12 protein-coding genes and 2 CRISPR repeat arrays are annotated in these 16,873 nt (G+C 52.8%); of the genes, 10 read left to right on the top strand and 2 right to left on the bottom strand.

The genetic code is table 11. The features are described from left to right. Nucleotide 1: 1 nt before the first annotated feature. The 8 genes from HOP44_RS02340 (at nt 2) to HOP44_RS02375 (ending at nt 12,540) form a co-directional block, all read left to right on the top strand. Nucleotides 2–1,072, top strand: a complete 1,071-nt coding sequence (locus HOP44_RS02340) for a Kiwa anti-phage protein KwaB-like domain-containing protein (RefSeq protein WP_172250192.1) — start codon at nt 2–4, stop codon at nt 1,070–1,072. Between the two features lie 16 nt (nt 1,073–1,088). Next, nucleotides 1,089–1,745, top strand: coding sequence for a hypothetical protein (locus HOP44_RS02345; protein WP_172250194.1), 657 nt, complete (start codon nt 1,089–1,091; stop codon nt 1,743–1,745). Nucleotides 1,746–2,270: 525 nt separating this feature from the next. Further along, a CRISPR array of direct repeats spans nt 2,271–3,835; the repeat unit is 32 nt; unit sequence GTTTCAATCCACGCTCCCGCATGGGGAGCGAC. 313 nt (nt 3,836–4,148) lie between these two features. Further along, nucleotides 4,149–6,578, top strand: coding sequence for a CRISPR-associated helicase Cas3' (gene cas3, locus HOP44_RS02350; RefSeq protein ID WP_172250196.1), 2,430 nt, complete (start codon nt 4,149–4,151; stop codon nt 6,576–6,578). A gap of 19 nt (nt 6,579–6,597) precedes the next feature. Next, complete coding sequence (locus HOP44_RS02355) at nt 6,598–6,831, top strand: hypothetical protein (protein ID WP_172250198.1); 234 nt, start codon at nt 6,598–6,600, stop codon at nt 6,829–6,831. Between the two features lie 168 nt (nt 6,832–6,999). Continuing rightward, the gene (gene cas5c / locus HOP44_RS02360) at nt 7,000–7,719 is read left to right on the top strand and encodes a type I-C CRISPR-associated protein Cas5c (RefSeq protein ID WP_172250200.1); all 720 of its coding nucleotides are present in this window, start codon (nt 7,000–7,002) and stop codon (nt 7,717–7,719) included. Continuing rightward, entirely contained in the window at nt 7,716–9,671 is a 1,956-nt protein-coding gene (gene cas8c / locus HOP44_RS02365) for a type I-C CRISPR-associated protein Cas8c/Csd1 (protein WP_172250202.1), read from the top strand. Before cas5c ends, cas8c begins: the two co-directional genes overlap by 4 nt. Further along, nucleotides 9,668–10,531 carry a type I-C CRISPR-associated protein Cas7/Csd2 gene (gene cas7c / locus HOP44_RS02370; RefSeq protein WP_172250204.1) on the top strand — a complete coding sequence of 288 codons (864 nt, stop codon included), beginning with the start codon at nt 9,668–9,670 and terminating at the stop codon, nt 10,529–10,531. The genes cas8c and cas7c overlap by 4 nt, the downstream gene beginning before the upstream one ends. Before the next feature lie 197 nt (nt 10,532–10,728). Next, nucleotides 10,729–11,756: a CRISPR direct-repeat array (repeat unit 32 nt; unit sequence GTTTCAATCCACGCACCCGCACGGGGTGCGAC). Between the two features lie 601 nt (nt 11,757–12,357). Further along, nucleotides 12,358–12,540, top strand: a complete 183-nt coding sequence (locus HOP44_RS02375) for a hypothetical protein (protein WP_172250206.1) — start codon at nt 12,358–12,360, stop codon at nt 12,538–12,540. 97 nt (nt 12,541–12,637) lie between these two features. On the opposite strand, the gene HOP44_RS02380 is transcribed toward HOP44_RS02375, so the two are convergent. After that, the gene (locus tag HOP44_RS02380) at nt 12,638–13,054 is read right to left on the bottom strand and encodes a hypothetical protein (RefSeq protein WP_172250208.1); all 417 of its coding nucleotides are present in this window, start codon (nt 13,052–13,054) and stop codon (nt 12,638–12,640) included. Nucleotides 13,055–13,272: 218 nt separating this feature from the next. Between HOP44_RS02380 and HOP44_RS02385 the strand changes: the two genes are divergently transcribed. After that, nucleotides 13,273–14,487, top strand: a complete 1,215-nt coding sequence (locus HOP44_RS02385; RefSeq protein WP_172250210.1) for a hypothetical protein — start codon at nt 13,273–13,275, stop codon at nt 14,485–14,487. 384 nt (nt 14,488–14,871) lie between these two features. Here HOP44_RS02385 and HOP44_RS02390 read toward each other — a convergent pair whose 3' ends face one another. Further along, on the bottom strand, nt 14,872–15,381 hold the full coding sequence (locus HOP44_RS02390) for a hypothetical protein (RefSeq protein WP_172250212.1): 510 nt from the start codon (nt 15,379–15,381) through the stop codon (nt 14,872–14,874). A gap of 311 nt (nt 15,382–15,692) precedes the next feature. On the opposite strand from HOP44_RS02390, the gene HOP44_RS02395 reads away from it, so the two are divergent. After that, complete coding sequence (locus HOP44_RS02395) at nt 15,693–16,790, top strand: hypothetical protein (RefSeq protein WP_172250214.1); 1,098 nt, start codon at nt 15,693–15,695, stop codon at nt 16,788–16,790. Nucleotides 16,791–16,873 lie beyond the last annotated feature (83 nt).

Raw genomic sequence — 16,873 nt, forward strand, 5'->3', positions numbered from 1 at the left:
CATGAATCTTGGAATCAATGACCGCAACCATCCGCTGACCCGGCTCAGCTGCCTGTCCGCATCGGAAGAACTGCGCGGAATCGATCTGGCATTCTTCCTGCTGCGCAAGCAGAAAGAGTCGGATCGCTATTACCGGGCCAAAGAATTTGCGCTGTCGGAAGAAGTGGGCGAATGGCTCAAAAGACAGATCGTGCAGGAAGTGCGGCGTCTGCAAATCAAGGAAGAAGACGGTTCGCGGCGTTTCGAGATCGGCGAATACCATCTGGAAGTGAAAAAGCGCGACCGGCTGGCCAGGCTGAAGCTGGAGAAGGAAATCGGGCTGCCGTACGAGCGCAAGACGGCTCTGCTGCGCGCGCTGGCGAACCCCGATCCGCTGCTCGATCCGGCCAAGACCGAGTTTCAGATCGTGCAGACGGAACTTGACGGGAAACGGCTGCATTTCTTTTTCTACCGCAAACCCAAACAGAGCGCTTCCCGCAAAAGACTCGCTTTCGGCCGTTCCGGCGAACTGGATTTTGCCAAAGAAGAACTGGTCGAGTTGGGTGGGAATATCGAATTTGTATTGTGGGACAACGAACTGTATATTTCGAGACTCGATGCGTTCGAGAATGCGTTCGATTACCGCGATCATGTGCTCAAAGCCAAAGAACGCAATCTGGAGGCAATTACGTCGCTGCCTTTTTTCGAGATGGAAGAAGCGGACAAAGACCGGTTCAAACGGGACTGCGGAGCTTTTTTCTACACAAGGACCCTCGCACAGATGGGACCCAAGCAGTTGGAAGCGATCGAGCGAAGCTTCGGCGAACGCTGCGGCGAACTGAGGATGATCCGCAAACGTGTGCCCGCGCATCCCGAACGGGCGGAGGAATACCGCCGTATGTATGCGCCGCTGTGGGAATTGTACGATTTTCTCGATCTGGAGCGGGAACGGGTCGTGTATCCGGAAGGGCGGCGGCCTACCGTTCTGCTGCATTTTTTCGCGGACAAGATTGTACAGTCGTTCCTGACCAAAGAGTTCGGACTGACCGACTTTATCGACCGTGCGGAAGAACAAGAAAGCGATCGCGCCTAGAGGAAGGAGCCGGATCATGTGGAGCAAAAAAGAACCGGTCATCCTCTGGACGACCGCTTATGCGCCGCTGATTGTCCTAATGATCGGCGGATTTCTGTACCGGAACGGCCTCCTGCGGCAAGGGTTGAGCGAGGAAGAATGGTCGAAGCGGCTGGGCGGACAGATCTGGATGGCGGAGGCGCTGTTTCTGCTGGCGGTTCTTGGCGGTTCGCTGCTGCTCTACCGTCTGGTCATCGTCTGGCTGCTGGGCAAACCCGTCCAAAAAGTGCGTGCGAACCGCGGCGGACGGAGGTATGCGATTCGCCGCTTCGAGAAGCTTCCGGCGGGCGACTATACCTTTTTCCTGATGACGCTGCTGCTGCCGAGACTGGCCCTCGACTATTCGTCGATCACCCATTTCGCCGTATCGCTGCTGATGATTGTCTTCATTATTGCCGTATTCGTGAAGACCGATACGATCGCGACCTGTCCGCTGTTCTTCGTGTCGGGATTCCAGGTGTTCAAAGGAACGATCTCGGAACACAGTACGGAAGCGGAAAAAGAAGACAAAGAGCTGCGGCGGGAAGTGGTTCTGCTGGTGCGGGAGAAGGATCTGGATCTTGGGAAGAAGTACCGGGGGGAACGCTTGACGGGGAATTTGTATGTCGTGAGCCGGGAAGATACGGAGAAATGAATATAAGAATTCAAACAGAAAATGGATCATACAGCTGTCTAGTAGCCTGGGCGGGAGACTTGAGTGAGAAGGCACAGCCACCGTACCTTGCATTTGGAGTTGGGACTATTCGTGATCTTCTGAGTTTTTCCAAGTTCTACCTCATGTTTACTTGGATTCCGGCTTCTTGGCTTGCCATTTGAGTTCCGTTTCCAGCTGGGTGATCTGTTCTTTTAGGGTGAGTTCGTGTGTGGAAGGACGTAGGGAAGCTTGCTCACTGGCATCGACAAGACCTGTGATTCCCTTGCTCTCTTAAGCCGTCCGCCAATTAATAGAAGGCTGTTTGGCTCTAAAATCTCTATGTCAAAGCCATCTTATTGAAAAATATCATATGGGAGTCTATCTTGTTGGCGCGTTTGGATGACCTTATCGTTAAGTGCTATTTCTATTGAGCTGCTTCAACAAACCTGACTGATTCAAATGTATCACTAGGCTTGTTTGAATCTATGCTCTTCTCAACGCAGCCGCCTGGGCGATTAATAAAAAATATTAATCCACGCTCCCGCATGGGGAGCGACCGGAAGTCGTTTATGAAGGAAAAAAGCTCGGGCTTGTTTCAATCCACGCTCCGGCATGGGGAGCGACGAGATTCTGCAATTGCAGGATCTACCGGAAGATGTTTCAATCCACGCTCCCGCATGGGGAGCGACTGTTACTCCCACCTCTACCCTTCTGAGATCGTCGAGTTTCAATCCACGCTCCCGCATGGGGAGCGACTAAACCAGTGATACGGTCCCGCCGGGTTGCAGTTGTTTCAATCCACGCTCCCGCATGGGGAGCGACCGAACGAGCGCGGCATCAGCGCAACCTCGTCGAAGTTTCAATCCACGCTCCCGCATGGGGAGCGACTTGTAATTGGGGTGGGGTCATCAGCCCGAATCATGGTTTCAATCCACGCTCCCGCATGGGGAGCGACAACGATCGACGATGTATTGGATCGCGTATGGGGCGTTTCAATCCACGCTCCCGCATGGGGAGCGACTGATACTGCGGATAACCCGGCGTCAAATCGAGTTCGTTTCAATCCACGCTCCCGCATGGGGAGCGACACTCCATTATGGTACTTGACTTGAATGTTGTACAAGTTTCAATCCACGCTCCCGCATGGGGAGCGACAACGAATCTGCTAAGCCCAATGTTTCAACAGATAGGTTTCAATCCACGCTCCCGCATGGGGAGCGACGGTCGAGCGCAACGCGTATTCGGGCGGCCGAAACGTTTCAATCCACGCTCCCGCATGGGGAGCGACACATAACCGAATAAACATTGGCCATGCCCTGTTCGTTTCAATCCACGCTCCCGCATGGGGAGCGACGTATTGGTGCCCGTTTGTACGCTGATTTGCGTTTGTTTCAATCCACGCTCCCGCATGGGGAGCGACGCGGTTATCTGCTGGTCGAGGCGCCCGATCTCCGCGTTTCAATCCACGCTCCCGCATGGGGAGCGACAGGAGTGTGAAGACCCAATGACGGACGACAAAAAGTTTCAATCCACGCTCCCGCATGGGGAGCGACGCCCGCGACCAATGACCCCGGTCGGCCTGCGTTGGTTTCAATCCACGCTCCCGCATGGGGAGCGACCTTCTTCAATACTAAATACGCAATTATCCGTATACGTTTCAATCCACGCTCCCGCATGGGGAGCGACATGATGCTTTGATTGATAATATTAAGTTTTGGCGATCAGGTTTCAATCCACGCTCCCGCATGGGGAGCGACCCGGGCATGGGCCGTTACATGTGCGGCGATTGCCGGGTTTCAATCCACGCTCCCGCATGGGGAGCGACCTCAACATATCGTTCACGCTCCTACCGTCTCATTGTTTCAATCCACGCTCCCGCATGGGGAGCGACGCTAACGTAGCGACACCATTAATGTTGCTTTGAAGTTTCAATCCACGCTCCCGCATGGGGAGCGACCCCAGGCTGCTTGGATATCTGGTAACCAAGCGATGTTTCAATCCACGCTCCCGCATGGGGAGCGACGTTAGCTTTTTTGTAATAAGCAGCAATGTTTTCGCGTTTCAATCCACGCTCCCGCATGGGGAGCGACTGCGCCCACTTTTAAACCAAGCCCAGCAAGACTTCCAGAGCTTAAAAGTGCGAACCTCAAATTCAGCCTACATAAACCGATACAAAAACACAAGTAAAACGATCTCATCCCTTATACCGCACGGGGTGCGAACCTCCCGGGGATTTTATGGGAGCTTCACGTTCGCACTTTTCGGCTGACGTATAAACGCGTACCCTTTTACCTCCAGAAAGTGAGAAATATTAAGTAGCAGATGAGAATATTTAGTTAGTGATCTTTATATTGGGATGCGTGTATAGTTGGAGAAAGACGTTCTCGACAAGGGGGGCCAAGCATGAAATACATCGCACATATTCGCCAATCGGACAAAGAGGAACAGCTTCTCGCGAATCATTTGATTCGTGTCCGGGATTCGGCCGAACAGATAGGAAGCCGGATCGGAGCCGCGCATATCGCCGGTTTGGCCGGTCTTCTGCACGATCTGGGAAAATATGCCGAAGCTTTTCAGACTTATATTCGAGAGGCTGTCTATTCGCCTGATCTTGCACCCAAAAGAGGCAGCGTAGACCATTCGACGGCAGGCGGCAAATGGCTGTTCGACCGATTTCATGATTCTGCTCAGCCTGGTCGGTTGATTTTGAAGCTTTTGTCGGAAGTAGTCGGCAACGCGGTCATTTCCCATCATGCTTATTTGCACGATTTTATCGGTCCGAATTTGGAGTCGAAATATTTGCAGCGTGTAAAGGAGAAAGAAATACCCGAATACGACCGGATGCCGGAGCTTTTTTTTGCCGAAGTCATGAGCGAAGTCGAATTTGATCACTATGTGAATCGCGCTGCCGAAGAGCTGGGAAGTTATATGAAAACGGGCAAAGGGAGCGTGGATCATAAAGCGATGCTGCTCAGCAAATTCATCTTCAGTGCGCTGATCGACGCGGATCGGACGGACGCCCGGTTGTTTGAAGAAAATCGGGAAGGGGAACAGGAGTCGGCTGAGCGAAAAGAATTGTTCGGGCTCTACCATCGGCGGCTGCTGAGCCGGATCGATTTCTTTCGTGCCGCTTCGGACGTCGTCTCGCCGATCAATGCGCTGCGGCAGCGGATGTCCGAGCAGTGCGAAGCTTTTGCTGCTCGCCCCTCGGGAATTTATACGCTGTCGATTCCGACCGGCGGAGGCAAAACGTTGGCCAGTCTGCGTTATGCACTAAAGCATGCCGAACAATTTGACAAAAAGCGTATCGTTTACGTCGTTCCGTACACCACGATCATCGAGCAGAACGCGGCGGAAGTCCGGACGATTTTACAAGACGATGCCAACATTCTGGAGCATCACTCAAATGTTGCGGAACAAGAAAAGGAAGCCGAGGACGAATATGACGAAGCGGGACATTCCATACGGCAAAAGTTGCGGTTGGCCAAAGACAACTGGGATTCCCCGATCGTGTTCACGACGATGGTGCAGTTTCTGAATGCTTTTTATGCGGGAGGCACACGCAGCATTCGCCGTCTGCATAATCTTGGGGAAGCCGTGATCGTTTTCGACGAGGTGCAAAAAGTGCCGGTATCCTGCGTTTCTTTGTTTAACCAAGCCGTAAATTTCCTGAAACAGCGTGGAAACTCCAGCATTTTGTTGTGTACGGCTACGCAGCCGGAGCTGGGATTTGTCCGCAATCGGCTGGAAGTCGAACCGGATGCCGAGATCGTGCCCGACCTGAACGAAGTAGCGCGAGCTTTTCGCCGCGTGAATATGGTGGATCGGACAAAAGAAGGATCTATGGGAACCGAGGCGCTTGCGCAGTTTACGCTTGAAGCCGCGGAAGAAGCCAAGAGCGTGCTGGTTATTTTAAACACCCGATCCGTCGTCAAAAAGCTGTACCGCAGGCTGCGTGAAATCGGGCCAGAAGAAGAAGTCTATCACCTCAGCACGAATATGTGTCCCGCACATCGCAAAGACATTCTGGCTGCCGTAAAAAATCGTCTCAAGCAGCGGCTTCCGGTGATTTGCGTAAGTACGGCGCTTATTGAGGCGGGCGTCGATATCAGCTTCCGCTGCGTGATCCGTTCGCTTGCCGGTCTGGACTCGATCGCGCAGGCGGCGGGCCGCTGCAATCGGCACGGCGAAGAAGCGGAGCGCCCGGTCTATATGATTGAACATGCCGAAGAAAACCTGAATTATCTTCGGGAAGTACGCGCAGGCCGAACGATTATCGGAAAAATGCTGCGCGATCTGCGGACCGATCCGTCTCTATATGGAGGAGATCTGCTGTCGGCGGCTGCGATGGAACGATATTTCAGGGAATTTTATACGGAGTTTCAAGCTGATCTGAACTATCCCGTGTTAAAGTTGGATCGAAATATGACCGATCTGCTGTCGGCGGGGCCAAAAGGGAAGAGTTACTTGATGGCGTACCGGAGTAAACATGGAGCGGCAGCCAAGTACCCTTTGATGCTTGCAGACAGTTACGGAACGGCTGCCGAACATTTCGAAGCGATCCACGGAACAACGACTTCCGTGATTGTGCCTTACAGGGAAGGGAAGCAGCTCATTCAGCGGTTAACATCCGAGGACTCGAGCGTTCCTACCATTGCCGAACTGACGCGGCTGCTGCGCGAAGCACAGGCGTATACGATAAACATTCGAGAGTATGAAAAAGAGAATTTGAAAAATCGGGGATGGTTGATTCCGGGTTTGGAAAACCGTGTGCTGGTGCTGGCAGAGGCAGGGTATCGGGAAGAGTACGGGCTTGAGCTTGGACAAAGTTGAATGTAAAGGAGATGATTGAATGCCGAGAATTAGAAGGCTTCCTGAACTCAATAGGCATGAAATTTCCAAAATCCCTACAGAGCTTCTTATCGTACCTACGCCTGAGAGCGAAAAAGAAGCAGCTCGTAAGGAAGTTTCCGATTACCTCCAGCAAAAACAAGAACAAATGAGACCCACAGCGGTTGCGGAAATGAAGCGGGAATCCGCAGCATTTTATGAACAAATCACAGGTCAGAAAGTCCGTTCAAATTGAACGGGCTTTTTTTGTGCCATGAATGAAGCATGATTAAAAATCTGCCTTTATATGAATGAGGTAGGTTCCTGTATCCATATTGACTAAGCAAGTTAGCTAGTTTAAACTTCTGGTAGATTCTCCTAACCCACACATTTCCTAATTAAACGAAAGGAGGAATCCTTCGCTATGCGCAACAGCATCGAATTTAAAGTTTACGGAAAGTATGCACTGTTCACCGACCCATTGACGAAGATCGGCGGAGAGAAACTGACGTACAATGTGCCTACCTATCAAGCGCTCAAAGGCATATGCGAAAGTATATACTGGAAGCCCACCATCATGTACTACATCGACGAAGTCCGCATCATGAACCCGATCCGCATGGAGTCCAAAGGCATCCGCCCCATGGAATACGGAGGAGGCAATACGCTGGCCAACTACACCTATCTGAAAGATCCCTGCTACCATGTGCGCGCTCATTTTGTGTTCAACATGAATCGTCCGGAACTTGAGCACGACCGCAACGAGCACAAGCACCACAATATTTTGAAACGTTCCGTCAACGCGGGCGGCCGCCGGGATATTTTTCTGGGTGCGCGAGAATGCCAGGCCTATGTCGAATCTTGCGACTTTAATGAAGGAACGGGGTTTTACGACACAATCTCCGAGATTCCGCTCGGCACTATGGTTCACGGCCTCAACTACCCCGACGAGACCAACCGAAACCGACTGGAGGTTCGTCTCTGGCAGCCGGTCATGGAGAACGGGATCATTCGATTTATTCCTCCCGAAGCGTGCACGCAAGTTCGCGATATCGCCGAGATGACGCCCAAGTCTTTTTCCGGGGAACGATTGGAGACGGCGGATGAACTGCTGGCGCAGATGGAAGCGGAGGGACGGTTATGAGCCTGCTGCTGAATTTGTATAAGACCTACGAATCGAATCTAGGCCAGGTCGGCCGGATTGAAAAAAAGTATAACGGACGCGAGTATACGCTGCTGCCGATCGCGCATACGACGCAGAACGCCCATATCGAAGTGACGTTGACGATGGACGGAACTTTTCACGGCGCAGTTGTCGTAGAGAAGGAAGACGCGGATACGCTAATTCCTTGCACAGAAGAATCGTCCAGCCGCGCCGGTTCCAAAATAGCGCCGTATCCGCTGCACGACAAATTGAGCTACGTAGCGGGAGATTTTGTCGCTTACGGCGGTCAGATTAAGAAAGAAGAGCCTTTTGCCGCTTATATCCAGCAGCTTGGCGATTGGGCGAACTCGCCGGATGCCACCGAAAAAGTCAAAAGTATCTACCGTTATTTGAGTCAGCGGCGGCTGATCGAGGATCTGGTGAACGAGAAAGTTCTTTTTCTGGATGAAGAAGATAAGCTGATCGGCAAATGGGACAAAAAGTACGAAGCGCTGCACGGCGAGAAGCCGAAAATCTTCTCGGTACTGGCCGGTGAGCAGGAGAGCGCGCTGGTGCGTTTTACCATCCATTCGCCGCATGAAATTTTGGATAAAGTATGGCGCGACGCGGAGATGTACGACTCGTTTATTCGGCATTACAGCCGGCAGTTGGGCGGGGAGGATTACTGCTACGTTACCGGAGACAAACTTCCGGCTACGGAACGTCACGCGAATAAAATTCGCAATTCCGGCGATAAAGCGAAGCTGATCTCCTCCAACGATACGAGCGGTTTTACGTTTCGCGGCAGATTCACGCAGAGCGGCGACGCGGCTGCGATCGGCTACGATGTCTCTCAGAAAGCGCATAACGCGCTAAAATGGCTGATCAACCGCCAGGGCAAGATTATCGACAATCGGGTGTTTCTCGTCTGGAGCTACCAGGATCTGATCGCCCCCGATCCGATGGACGACAGGTTGGCGTTGGAACAATTTTTGAACCCCGATCAAGATCAAAGCCAAAAGCCAGAAGAGACCGAGACTCCGGTGTATACGAGCCAGGAGCTGGCTAAGGAATTCAATAAAATGCTTGGCGGTTATCGCGGTGACCTGAACTGGGCGGACGATCAAATCAGTATCCTTATTCTCGACTCCGCGACGACCGGCCGTATGGCTGTTTTGTATTATCGCAGTATGAACAAGGAACTCTACTTTGAGCGCCTGCTTGAATGGCAAAAAAGCTCCGCCTGGCTGCACCGTTACCGCAAAAATAACGAAGGTAATCCGGTCGTGTTCTACGGGGCGCCAGCGCCTCGGGATATCGCGTTGGCCGCTTACGGTTCCAAAGCCGGCGACAAAGTCATCAAAGGATTAATGGAACGAATGCTGCCCTGCATCGTTGACGGCGGCAAAGTTCCGATGGACATTGTGCGCAGCGTGACGAATCGCGCTTCCAACCCGGTCTCGATGGATCGCTGGGAGTGGGAGAAGACACTGAGCATCGCCTGCTCACTCATTAATCAAAGGGAGGGCTACCCGTTGAGCCTGGACAAAGAGAATCAAGATCGCAGTTATCTGTTTGGCCGTTTGCTCGCGCTTGCCGATGTGCTGGAACGCAGCGCGCTTGGCAGAGAAGAGAAAAGATCGACGAACGCCATTCGTTACATGAACGCTTTTGCCCGGCATCCGGAGCGGACCTGGCAGACTATTCAAGCCGCGATTCAACCTCACCAAGCCCGGCTTGGCCGAGATGCCACCTATTATTCCATGCAAATCGACGAAGTCGCTTCGCGTATTCCAATCGACGAGTTCAACAACAAGCCGCTTACGGGAAAATATCTGCTTGGTTTTTACAGCCAGCGGCATGAATTGTATCAAAAGAAAGGTAAGAACGAAGATCAATCGACCACAGATTCCGATCAAAATCCTACAGCCGAAGGGGAAAATAATAAATGACGACGCTGGATCATAAAATCGACTTTGCCGTAGTACTTTCCGTGACCAAAGCCAACCCTAACGGAGATCCGCTGAACGGCAACCGTCCGCGCCAAAATTACGACGGCTTCGGAGAAATGTCCGACGTTTCGCTGAAACGCAAAATCCGCAACCGGCTGCAGGATCTCGGCGAATCCGTATTCGTCCAATCCAACGATCGCAAAAACGATGCTTTCGGAAGCTTGAGAGAACGGGCCGACGGCAATGCCGAATTGAACAAACTGATGAAAACGAAAGGCAGTTCGGGCGACGATTTTGCAGCCGCCGCCTGTCGGGAATGGATCGACGTACGCAGCTTCGGACAGGTATTCGCGTTCAAGGCGAGTACCAAAGGCGAAGGCGTATCGGTCGGAGTCCGAGGACCTGTTTCTCTCCATCCGGCCACCAGCGTCAGCCCGATCGACATTACGAGTACCCAGATTACGAAAAGCGTCAATTCCGAACCGGGCAGCGACCGGGGATCGGATACAATGGGCATGAAGCACCGGGTCGACTTCGGCGTGTACGTCTTTTGCGGCAGTATCAACACGCAGCTGGCTGAGAAAACAGGCTTTACGCTAGAGGATGCGGAGAAGATCAAGGAAGCTCTGCGTACGCTGTTCGCCAACGATGTCTCTTCTGCCAGACCGGACGGCAGCATGGAAGTGCACAACGTATACTGGTGGGAACACAGCTCCAAGCTCGGCCAGTATTCGTCTGCGAAGGTACATCGGCTGCTCCAGGTAACCACGCAGATGGATGAGCCGAGAGCTTTTGAAGATTACAAAGTAGAGTTGGGCGAATTGAACGGGTTGAAGGTTGAGGTATTGGACGGGCTGTAAGCTAGGGAAGTTCTGCTATCTTGTAAGAGCCTAAAAAGAATAATGGGTTAGTCGAGGTTAGGCTGTCGGAAAAATATCGACAGCCTTTTTGTCTGGTCTTCCGAAAGTATGAATCGAAGTATACATAAAGAAAGCCAGATACTCCTTATGGAGTATCTGGCTTTCTTGTGCTGAACAGTGGCGTCCAGAACGGCACTGTTTCAATTCACGCACCTGCACGGGGTGCGACTTATGCGCCTCGAAGGCATGTACGATTACCCGTTCTGGTTTCAATCCACGCACCCGCACGGGGTGCGACACAGCAAAGGCAGCAGCCGCAAAAGCGCAAGAGGTTTCAATCCACGCACCCGCACGGGGTGCGACGCTGACGTCGAGTCGTCCTTCAATTCGGTCATGCAGTTTCAATCCACGCACCCGCACGGGGTGCGACCGGATACGACGAGGCGATCGGCAGCCGGATCAACGTTTCAATCCACGCACCCGCACGGGGTGCGACGGAATTGTGGGTGACAAGAGGACAATATGAAGCGTTTCAATCCACGCACCCGCACGGGGTGCGACGCGCATTTAACCCTGTGCCGGTAACGGACAATCCGTTTCAATCCACGCACCCGCACGGGGGGCGACGATAACGACCATAACCGTCGTAGCGATCGAGGAGTTTCAATCCACGCACCCGCACGGGGTGCGACCTGATCCTGCACCTCCAAATCTGCATCGACTGCTGGTTTCAATCCACGCACCCGCACGGGGTGCGACCACACATCAGTCCCCAGAGCGTGCCTCCGTGCATGTTTCAATCCACGCACCCGCACGGGGTGCGACTCTTCTCGGTGCCTGGACGGATTTCGAAATTCTTGTTTCAATCCACGCACCCGCACGGGGTGCGACATAGCCTAAAGCAACTAAATTCGGGATAGCCTGCGTTTCAATCCACGCACCCGCACGGGGTGCGACTGCCACGATCCTGCTGTGCGGATCAACTTATCCCGTTTCAATCCACGCACCCGCACGGGGTGCGACATTATTACGGATACACGGATGCGGAGTTTTTTGCTGTTTCAATCCACGCACCCGCACGGGGTGCGACACGGCGTTTTCTAACAACGGTCCGGCTTGGGCCGTGTTTCAATCCACGCACCCGCACGGGGTGCGACGCTCATGCGGTTGTTCCGGTTGCGTTGGCTGCGCCGGTTTCAATCCACGCACCCGCACGGGGTGCGACTGTTCCCACTTCCGGCCCTTAACCAGCAAGACTTTTAAAGACCAAAAGTGCGAACCTCAAAATCAGCCTACCCAAAATAGGACAAAAATACAAGGGCAATTGCTGCATCCCTTATGTGGCGTGGGGTGCGAACCTCCCGGGGATTTCATGGGAGCTTCACGTTCGCACTTTTGCAAGACTTGCTCTTCCTCTAAAGTGTTATCAAATAAAGGATTACGGAAAACGAAGAGATTACCAACTTGCTGAGAGAATAGGGGATCAAGATAGCATTCGTTTTTGAAATTGGACGAGTTCGACAGCGCGCTCGACGAATCGCGCAAATCGGACGTCTTCGATCTGTATCAGACCGAGCTGTCGCGCAAGATGCTGATTCTGTCTCCAAAATCGCATCAAGCCGATTACCTGAATCATTTTTCGCGAACGTTCGTCATTTATCATAATCCCAAGGTTCCGAGCAGCGACGTGATTCGGATTTTAAATACCAAATCGGAAATTTCAAATTCTAACAATAAAAAGTGGTTCGTATTCGATCCCAGAACTCCTCCTCCATGTTTTCCCACAAGCCAATCCGGTTATTGCTTAGCATAGGGAGGTGATACGGATGTCCAACAACCACGACGGCAAGCATTCTTCGAAGAAGATGTCCGCATTGGCGGCCAAAGTGCTTCACGACAAAACGTCCGAGAAAAAGGCCAAATCGCTGGCGGGTTCGGTGCTGTCCCAGGCCGAGACGCATGCCGACGATCACGCTTCCGATCCGGATTCCGGCAGATTGCACAAATGATTTTCCCTCAAAAAGGCCCATGCAGACCGTCGCAGTGACGTTCGCGCATGGGTTTTTGCCCGGCTTTTGCCGCATGTCCGATCTGCAGATTCCGCATTTACTTGCGCGGCGCCAGCCCGATGGTGTCTTGGGTCGACGGATCGATATACACGATGATCCTCCCGAGTACCGCATCCTGCGTTGTCGGGAAAATCACCTGTGTGACCCGGGGTGGCATGTCTTTCTGCTCCAGTGTGGATCTCATCAGAGGATACGGAACGTCGGTTCCGTCGATGACGGACACTTCCGCTTCCCGCCAATCGATCGTCAGCGTATCCTTGGAGTTCTCATGGATGCCGCTCCAAGCGATTTGGCGCATCTTCATCTCGTCCGTTTGCTCCGGGATCTGCCGGGCAGATTCCTGCGTCACCTGCGGCTGTACAACGGGCAACTTGTCTTCCGTGCATCCCGACAGACCGGAAACGGCCAGCCCGATCAGAATAGACAGGCCTACGAGGGCACGCGATCTTCTCATTGGAATATCAGCTCCTTTCGGGTTATTTTTCTGACGTTGGCGTCTCCTTTAAGGTTGCAGATTCGACTGCCCGGCTGTCCTACGTAACTCTATTAAAGAAATTTTTCAATCCTTTTCTGAAAAGAAGGGGCTTTTTTTCGGTTCGCGGACACTTTATTGGTTTAAAGGAGGTAGAACCATACTACTGTACAGAAGCTGTACATAAGGGAGGCATCAAGATGGACAACAAGCAGCCCGGAAAAGCGAAAAAGTGGCCGTTTGCCGTATTGGCAACGGTCATAGCGGCAGGAGGCGTGTACGCTCTGCCGCAGGTATTCGCCGACGAATCAGCCGGTTCCCGTACGGAATCGGCGCAGACGCAAACGTCTTCCGCCTATACGGCGCAGAAGGTGCAGCCGTCTTCGGCAGCCGTAAATACGTCTTTAACGGACACGTCTTCCGTATCGCCGAACCTTCAGCCGACCCAAATCCGTACGTCTTCCGGCTCGACAGCGGGAAACGCCGAAGTGGTTCTGCCGGTCATTTCGGTTGATCCGAATAAGACATCGGCGTCCGCTTCGCGCAGCGCACTGCTCCAGCTGCAGATCATGGGTCTCAAAACCGAACAATACCTGGCTTTCGGCGCGGCCGAGAAGCAGTCGATCAAACTGATCGAAGCGCGCAACCGGGCGACCGAAGTCTTCTCCGATCCGAACGCACCGGCGGACCGGGTATTCTCGTCTTCGCGCAAGCTCGAAGAAGCGATCGACCGTTACAACGACGAAGCGCTTGGCGGAGCCAACACGATTGCAAGCGCGCTGGCCAAAGCCCAGACCCAAATTCTAAACGGACGCAGCGAGAGCGATCTGGACGCATCCGGAAAGCTGGCGCTGCAAGGACTGAGAGAAGCCCAGGATCGCCTGAACGCCAATTCCACGGAAGCGGGCGCTTTGTCGGCCTATAAATATTTCCTGCTGCGTTCCGCCGAAGCAAACGATATCCAATCGTTTAATCCGGCGGATTACAGCACCGTGCTGAAGCAGTACGAAGCGAACATCAAAGCGCGTACGGAAGCGGCCGGCTCTTATGCCAAAGCGGCGGACAAGCTGAAGAAGGCATACGACGTATCCGCGAAGTCGTTGGCCTCGGCGCTGGAACGTTCTTCCGGCAAAAATGCGTTGGATGCCGCCCAGGCAAGTGTAAAAGTCACTTACGATGCCCTGAACGAAGGACTGACGCTGGCGGAAGAAATTGTTCAGGCGCGGCCGCTGCTCGATTCTCCCGCAGGCAAAGAAAAAGGGCAGTACGGCGCATCCAAGATTGGCACGCTCAAACGCGCGATCGGCAAAGCGGAACGTTCGCTCAAGACGTCGAAAACGATCGAACCGCTCAAGGAAGCGCGTACGAAGCTTGCCGCGGCGGTGACGGAGTTCAAGAACAGCCGGAATTCCTAAAAGCAAGCGCGATATAAACAGCAGAAAAAGCTCTCCCGCATGTTTACGTGGGAGAGCTTGACGCGTCGAGAAAGCCAGACTCCAAGCAAAACGGGAAGGCGAAGGGAGGAATTCAGGGTAGGAACTAAAGCATTTCGAAGAAATGCACTTCGAAAGCTTATGCTAGTGTTCGCCTTTGAAATCGAGAAAATTCCGCTGCAATTCAATCCTTTTTCTCGATTTCAACACGCGACCGGAACGAATTCCTCCCGCAGCCGACAAGCATTTCATACGAATAGGACTTTCTCGACAGCCTGAGCTCTTCCGCATTTTTAGGCGGGGGAGCTTTTTTGCCGTTTCAAAAAAATAAGATTCTGATCGAAAGGAAACTGCCGGGCGGATCGGTCAGTCGACGGCGCCCAATTTCCATACCCCCTCCTTGTCGGCAATATACCAGAGCTGCGGCGAAAAAACGGTTTTGCCGTTTTCGTTGTCCGTGACGTAGTTCAAAGTGAACACAATCCGGTGATCTTCCCGATGAATGCCGTCCACTCCTTTGAAAAGAAGGCCGCCGCTTGTGCCGTAACCGAAATCTTTCATCTCCTCCGCTGCCCGTGCCGTATTTTCGTCGATAAAGCCCGCGGCATATTCGTCCCAATCGTTGTCGATCGCGCCTTCCATGACCTGCAGCAGGCTTGCCCGAATGTCGGCGTTCAGGGCGGGATTTTCGATCCGGTCCATATCGAATTCGATTTTGCGGACAGGGGACGAAGCGGTCTTCAGCTCTTCCATTCCGCTTTGGGCATCAGAGGCCGGAGCTGCCAGGCTGGCCGCAGGCTCCGCCGGGCTTCCGCATGCGGACAGGCCCATGCCCAGACAAAGAAAAAGGACAACAAACAAACCGCGTTTATTCATGACAGAGGCCTCCTTGACTTCAAGTACTTTATAGACTTCAGGATCAAGAAGAAAGTTGCAAGTCGGATTGAAATTTATTTTAGGCAAAAAGAAATATTAAATTTTGTATAGGGGTTTTTTTTCGCTTCTAACGATATAAATCGGTTTATATAATATTCGGCAATTAATTTATACATAGGAGGAAAATGGATCGGAAAGAAAGTCAAACCATTCGCTTGGCTGATAAGTGGAATCCGTCCTGTTTTGGATACATTCGATGCGTGTCAAAAGCAAAAAAATCCCCAACCCGTCAATTTTAAGGAGGACGTACATTGAACAGTACAAATCGTAAAGTCTTCGTCCGGATCTCGAGCACCGCTCTGGTCGCCGCAATCGGCTTGGGGGGTCTGGGCTTCCAACATTCCGCCGTCCGGGCGGCGGAGCCGGCAGTATCGTCACAGGCGCAGGAATCGATCGCTTACCTTAACGATCCTCTTCGACTCGAACTGGCCCGAATCGCCGCGAAGCAGGACCAGGTATTCTCCATAACCGGATCGTACATCTATGATCCCGATTCGTACCAGTATTACGATCTGATCGCGGCGGAGAAGCAGGCGTATGTGGCGGCGATCGATCCGAATTCTTCGTCGGCCTTGTTGTCCGAGACGGCCCAAAATTACGAGCAGAAGCTCAATGCCTATATGGACCGGTATCTGGGTAAACAAAACGTGACGAGAGATTTGGCGAACTGGTATCATGTGCTGTACTATCTTAGAGCGCATGAAGATGTCAACAGCCTGAATCCGTACGATCGCGCCCTCTTTCAAGCCGTATTGGATACGCAGGCCTATTGGAAAAATACCAATGCGGCCACGGACCAAGAACATGTGGACGGCTTTAAAATTTTTCTGAACACCGTCGCACGATTGGGTGATACCAAATCGTATGACGCGCAGGCGTATCTGCAGAAAGCAGCCTCTTATCGCGCAAATATTCAGTCCCTGCTCGCGAATTCGAACGGAGGAGCCGCCGGACACGAAGCTTCGCTGAGTTTGTTCGAACGTTCCGCGTCGCTGCTCGAGCAGGCTTCGTCCGCCGGCTATAATTACAACGTGGTCAATTTGCTCGAAAACAATTTGGAAAGCCGATATGTCGAGCTGGAGAAGGAACTTAGGGAAGACGGCCCGCCGCTGGCCACCGAAGAGAAATTCTACCTGCAAAACATGATCAAGTATTCCTGGACGCTGATGGAATTTCCGGCCGGCATCCGTTCGGGCGAAACTCCGCAGTCCGCGTTCGGCGACCTGCGCCGCGCGATCCGCAAAGCGGAATCCGTCTACGAAAAAGGGACGACATGGTCCGAATTCAACTCGGCACGCAAGGAATTGGAGCAGGCCAATCGCGCTTTCTTCATGCGCAGAAAGCCTTGACGAACCGGCGCGCATGCTGCGGTTCAAACCGAATCTTTTCGGTTTGCGCAGCCGGAAAAGCCTTCTGTTCAAACGAAAAAGCC

Source organism: Saccharibacillus deserti, from assembly GCF_013618475.1.
Classification (GTDB): Bacteria; Bacillota; Bacilli; order Paenibacillales; family Paenibacillaceae; genus Saccharibacillus; species Saccharibacillus deserti.